The sequence below is a fragment of the Thiomonas sp. TH-17 genome, assembly GCF_057473305.1.
On the sequence record NZ_JBYCKI010000144.1, the window covers coordinates 1 to 4,118 of the forward strand.

6 protein-coding genes are annotated in these 4,118 nt (G+C 61.3%); 3 read left to right on the plus strand and 3 right to left on the minus strand.

Features of this window, described 5'->3' with window-relative positions; genetic code table 11:
• The 3 genes from AC2VLV_RS08685 to AC2VLV_RS08695 all read left to right on the plus strand — a co-directional run.
• Positions 1-431 (plus strand): class I SAM-dependent methyltransferase (locus AC2VLV_RS08685; protein WP_486989610.1); only part of this gene is annotated, 431 nt, incomplete at its 5' end.
• Entirely contained in the window at positions 421-1,470 is a 1,050-nt protein-coding gene (locus AC2VLV_RS08690) for a glycosyltransferase family 4 protein (protein WP_486989611.1), read from the plus strand. The genes AC2VLV_RS08685 and AC2VLV_RS08690, both read left to right, overlap by 11 nt.
• Positions 1,424-2,557 (plus strand): glycosyltransferase family 4 protein, encoded by a 1,134-nt coding sequence (locus AC2VLV_RS08695; protein WP_486989612.1) that lies wholly within the window; start codon positions 1,424-1,426, stop codon positions 2,555-2,557. The genes AC2VLV_RS08690 and AC2VLV_RS08695 overlap by 47 nt, the downstream gene beginning before the upstream one ends.
• A gap of 19 nt (positions 2,558-2,576) precedes the next feature.
• On the opposite strand, the gene AC2VLV_RS08700 is transcribed toward AC2VLV_RS08695, so the two are convergent.
• The 3 genes from AC2VLV_RS08700 to AC2VLV_RS08710 form a co-directional block, all read right to left on the minus strand.
• Positions 2,577-2,975: a hypothetical protein gene (locus tag AC2VLV_RS08700; RefSeq protein ID WP_486989613.1), complete on the minus strand. Its 399-nt coding sequence runs from the start codon at positions 2,973-2,975 to the stop codon at positions 2,577-2,579.
• Entirely contained in the window at positions 2,972-3,292 is a 321-nt protein-coding gene (locus AC2VLV_RS08705) for a methyltransferase domain-containing protein (RefSeq protein ID WP_486989614.1), read from the minus strand. Before AC2VLV_RS08705 ends, AC2VLV_RS08700 begins: the two co-directional genes overlap by 4 nt.
• The coding region (locus tag AC2VLV_RS08710) for a lipopolysaccharide biosynthesis protein (protein WP_486989615.1) at positions 3,276-4,118 on the minus strand (843 nt) is incomplete at its 5' end. The genes AC2VLV_RS08710 and AC2VLV_RS08705, both read right to left, overlap by 17 nt.

Sequence of the window (4,118 nt, forward strand, 5' to 3'; positions counted from 1 at the left end):
ATCATGTCATCGAGCACGTCGGCGAACGCCCGGCGCACCTGCGCGAAATCCGCCGTGTGATGGCGCCGGGTGCGGTCGGTTACCTCGCCGTGCCCAATCGCTGGATGCTCGTCGAGCCGCATTACCGGCTGGCCTTACTCAGCTGGCTGCCGCGGCCGCTGCGCACGCCCTATCTGCGCCTGATGCGGCGCGGCGAGCACTACGACTGCGAGCCGCTGACCGTGCCGCAACTCGACTCCCTGCTGGTGGAGGCGGGGTTTGCCTGGCGTCATCTTGAGGTAGAGGCATTGCGCGAAACGCTGACGATCGAGGGCGCACAGGGGCCGGGAGCCTGGCTCGCGAGAAGGCTGACCGATCCGGTGCTGGCGCTGACACGGCGTGCCATCCCGACGCTGATCTGCCGTATCGAAATAAATGGCTATGGCCGGTAGCCAACCCGCCATTTGGTTCCCAGCCATCCGCACCGGGACCGGCACAGACGTCTTTACCGAGCGGTTGGCCGCGGCACTCCGCGTGCAAGGCTTGCGCGCGGAGATCACCTGGCTGCCATTGCGCGCAGAGTACGCCCCATGGACGGTACCCGTGCTCGGAGCGCCAGAATGGGCGACGGTCTGCCATATCAATACCTGGCTGCACCCGCGCTTCATACCCAAACACCTGCCGGTGCTGGCAACGCTTCATCACGCGATCCATGACCCGGCATTGCGCATCTACAAGGGATGCTTGCGCACCGCCTACCATCGCTTCTGGATCGCTCCCATCGAACGCCGCGTGCTGCGCAGGGTTGACCAGGTGGTTGCCGTGAGTCAATACGTGGCTGACATGGCTCAGAACACGCTGTGCGATGTACCGATGCGGGTCATCTACAACGGCATCGATACGAAGTTGTTCTGCCCCGGACGCCGGTTACGTCAGCCTTGGGGACCGTTTCGGTTGTTGTACGTGGGCGCATGGAAGCCCCTGAAGGGAGTGGATTTGCTGGCCCCAACCATGCGGGAGCTTGGCGATGGCTTCGAGTTGCATTACACCGGTGGCCCGGCGGCGGAAAACGACAGGGCTGGGATGCCGGCGAACATGCATGACTTGGGGCGCCTTTCAGGCGATCAGGTAATTGCCGCGATGCAGAACGCCGATGCCTTTTTGTTCCCTTCGCGCAGCGAGGGCTTCGGGCTGGTCGCGGCAGAGGCCATGGCCTGCGGGCTCCCGGTGGTTGCAACGCGCGGCTCGTCGTTGCCCGAGGTCGTGAAGGACGGCCTGACCGGCTTGCTGTGCCCGCAAGATGATGCCCCCGCATTTACGCAGGCTATTAGGCGGCTGGCCGCAGATTCTGCGACGCGGCGGGAAATGTCGTCAAACGCCGTGGTGCGCGCTCGTAGTGCATTCTCGGAACATAGGGCCATTGACGCCTATTACGAGACTTATCGTGACGTCATTGCCGGATTCGGCGGGGGAGTGGAAGACCATGATTAGGGTAGGAATCGATGTCAGCCGTATTCGTGATGGCATGACCGGAGTTGGACGGTATGCCGCTGGCATCCTGTCTTCGCTCGATACTGCGATGCCGGAAGCCAAGTTCGTGCTGTATGCATATCGCGAAACATCCATCGTGCCCGCGTCTTCACGTTGGCACGTTGTCAAGGATAGGCATCCTTTCTGGAGCCGAATACCAGTCACTCAGTGGATGCATTCGCGACTAGGTGCGCTGATCACCCGAGATCCTGTGGACGTGTTCTGGTCGCCGAACACCTTTGTTCCGCATGGTGCAAGCGTGCCATGCGTGCTTACTGTGTACGATTTCAATCATGTAATCGTACCCGAAACCCTGCCCCCGATTACCCGTTATGCGCATCGCAAATGGATGAACGCCGACATCCTCGCCGCAGATGCAAACGTGTCAATCTCGCAAGGAACTTCCCAGCGCATGGTTAAGTTACTTGGACGGCAGCCGGATGCGATCGCTTATCCGGCTGTTTCTGGCAAATCGACGATTTTCGACAAGGGTAATATGGCGCAACTCTTGGACCGGGCTGGTGTGCGCAAGCCATATCTCCTCACAGTGGGGACGCGTGCTCCGCGAAAAAATCTTTCCGGAGCAGTCGTGGCGATGGAGCGATTGCGAGCCGCTGGGTTTTTTTTGAATCACCAGTTGGTTATGGCTGGCCCTGAAGCGTGGGACAGGAGAGGCAGAAGCATCGAACGCGGACGCGACTGGATCAGACCTCTTGGTTTCGTCGACGACGGGTTGTTGTCGGTCTTGTATGCGAATGCGGAAGCCTTGGTGTTTCCATCACTCTACGAAGGCTTCGGGATGCCGGTCATTGAGGCACGTGCGCATGGCTGTCGCGTGGTGACTACCGATTCGCCGGAACTGCGTGAGGCAGGCGGTGACGATGCCGTTTACACGGACACGAGCCCGGAGGGCATTGCTGTTGGCATCCGCACAGCACTCTCCAGGCCGCTTCCGTTACCTCAGCAAATTGAACACAGCTGGAAAGACGCGGCCGAACAGATGGCGTTGGTGTTCCGCAAGGTGGCGGCATCCGGCTCTGCTGGGTAATGTCTTATTCGCGCGCGCCTTAGGGCTTGAAGATCGCGATCAAGTTGCTGGTTACAACACCGTGCCGATTGCCGTAGAAAGTCGCATTGACCAGGAAAGTAATCACTTTCCGGGCTACAGCCACTATTGCTCGCTCAACGGCCTTCAGGGGCCCGAGGCCGAAAATCGGAAGTGCGGGTGGATAAGTCGCTACGAGTTTCAGGCCCGCCAGCGACGCGATTTGCTGCAACGCAGTGGTTGCAAGCAAGGTCTTGTGCGTGATGTCGCCATACATCACCCGTCCTGAAAACGGACTGTCTCCACTCGGAATACGGATAATAATACGACCGCGACCGGAGAGATGCATCCTCCAAACTTGTAGCGCAGCGACGAAGTCATTCAGCGCCATGTGTTCGATAACATCAAATGCGGCGATCAAGTCGAAGGTTCTGTCTCCGGCAAGCGCATCAAATTCGGCAATGGATGTGTATGCCTCGATACCAGCTGCGTTGGCCCGGTCAACGAGTGCTGGGTTGGATCGATGCCGACGTAATGATGGGTGAATTGTCGTATCCAGCCTGCGAACGAACCGTTTCCGAAACCAATTTCCAGCACTCGTGCTTCTCGGTCCAGCGTAGTACCGACGCGACGGACTTCCGCAGCGAATTGGATGCGTTCCTCGTTCGAGAATTTGCTAAAGGCGGAGCGGCTCCAGCCTTTCCACTCGATGTAATCGTCCTCAACGTTGGGCTGCACGAGAAACGGTCCCCCTTGTCAACATTAGCATCATCAGGATGCCAATTATGGCCATTGTCCACTCTGAATACGCCAGCGCCAGCGGTATGCCGGACAAAGCCAATCTCGGCGCCAGAATGAACGCCGCCACGGTCAGCACCACCAGCCCGCCAAGCTCGAATCCCACCCGCATCCACGGCTTGCCCAGTGCCATCAGCGCGCTGCCCGCAGTGATGCGCAGCGCCATGCCGGGGACGGCCAGGGTCAGCCAGCGGATGGTGTCGCCGAGGCCGTGATAGCGCGGGCCGAACAGCATGTCGAACATCGTCGCCGCGATCCACAAGGCTGCGGCCAGCAGCAGGCTGTAGCCGAGTGCAGCGGCGAACACCCATCGCAGCAGGCGGGTGCTGCGTGCGGGATCGGTCTGGCCCTCGCGGAACAGCCGCGGCAAGGCCGCGAGCATCATCGCGATCACCGGCAGGGTCAGCGCGCCAATCACGCGCGCACCGGCGGCATACACGCCGGCCGCGGCCAGCGGCAGCAGTTTCAGCGCCAGCGTCTTGTCCAGTTCGGCCGGGCCGGCGGCGGTGAGGTTGAGCACGGCATAGCCCGCGGCGTGACGCAGCTCGGCCAGCCGCGGCAGTCGCCAGTCGCGCAGTGCCGGCCAGGGCTGGCGCAGGCTGAGCGTGGCGACCGCCAGCGTCAGTGCCGAAGCGCCGAGGTAACCGAATGCGTAGTCGCGCAGCGGATCGACCGGGTGCAGCAGCCACACCGTGCCTGCGGCCAGCAGGCGCAGCGCCAGCGGCAGGGTGGTCAGCAGTTGCGAGGTGGCGATGCGGCCGTGGCC

What these genes read in the sequence shown, in the direction of transcription:
- AC2VLV_RS08690 (WP_486989611.1), top strand. Translation starts at nt 421, where the DNA reads ATGGCCGGTAGCCAACCCGCCATTTGGTTCCCAGCCATCCGCACCGGG.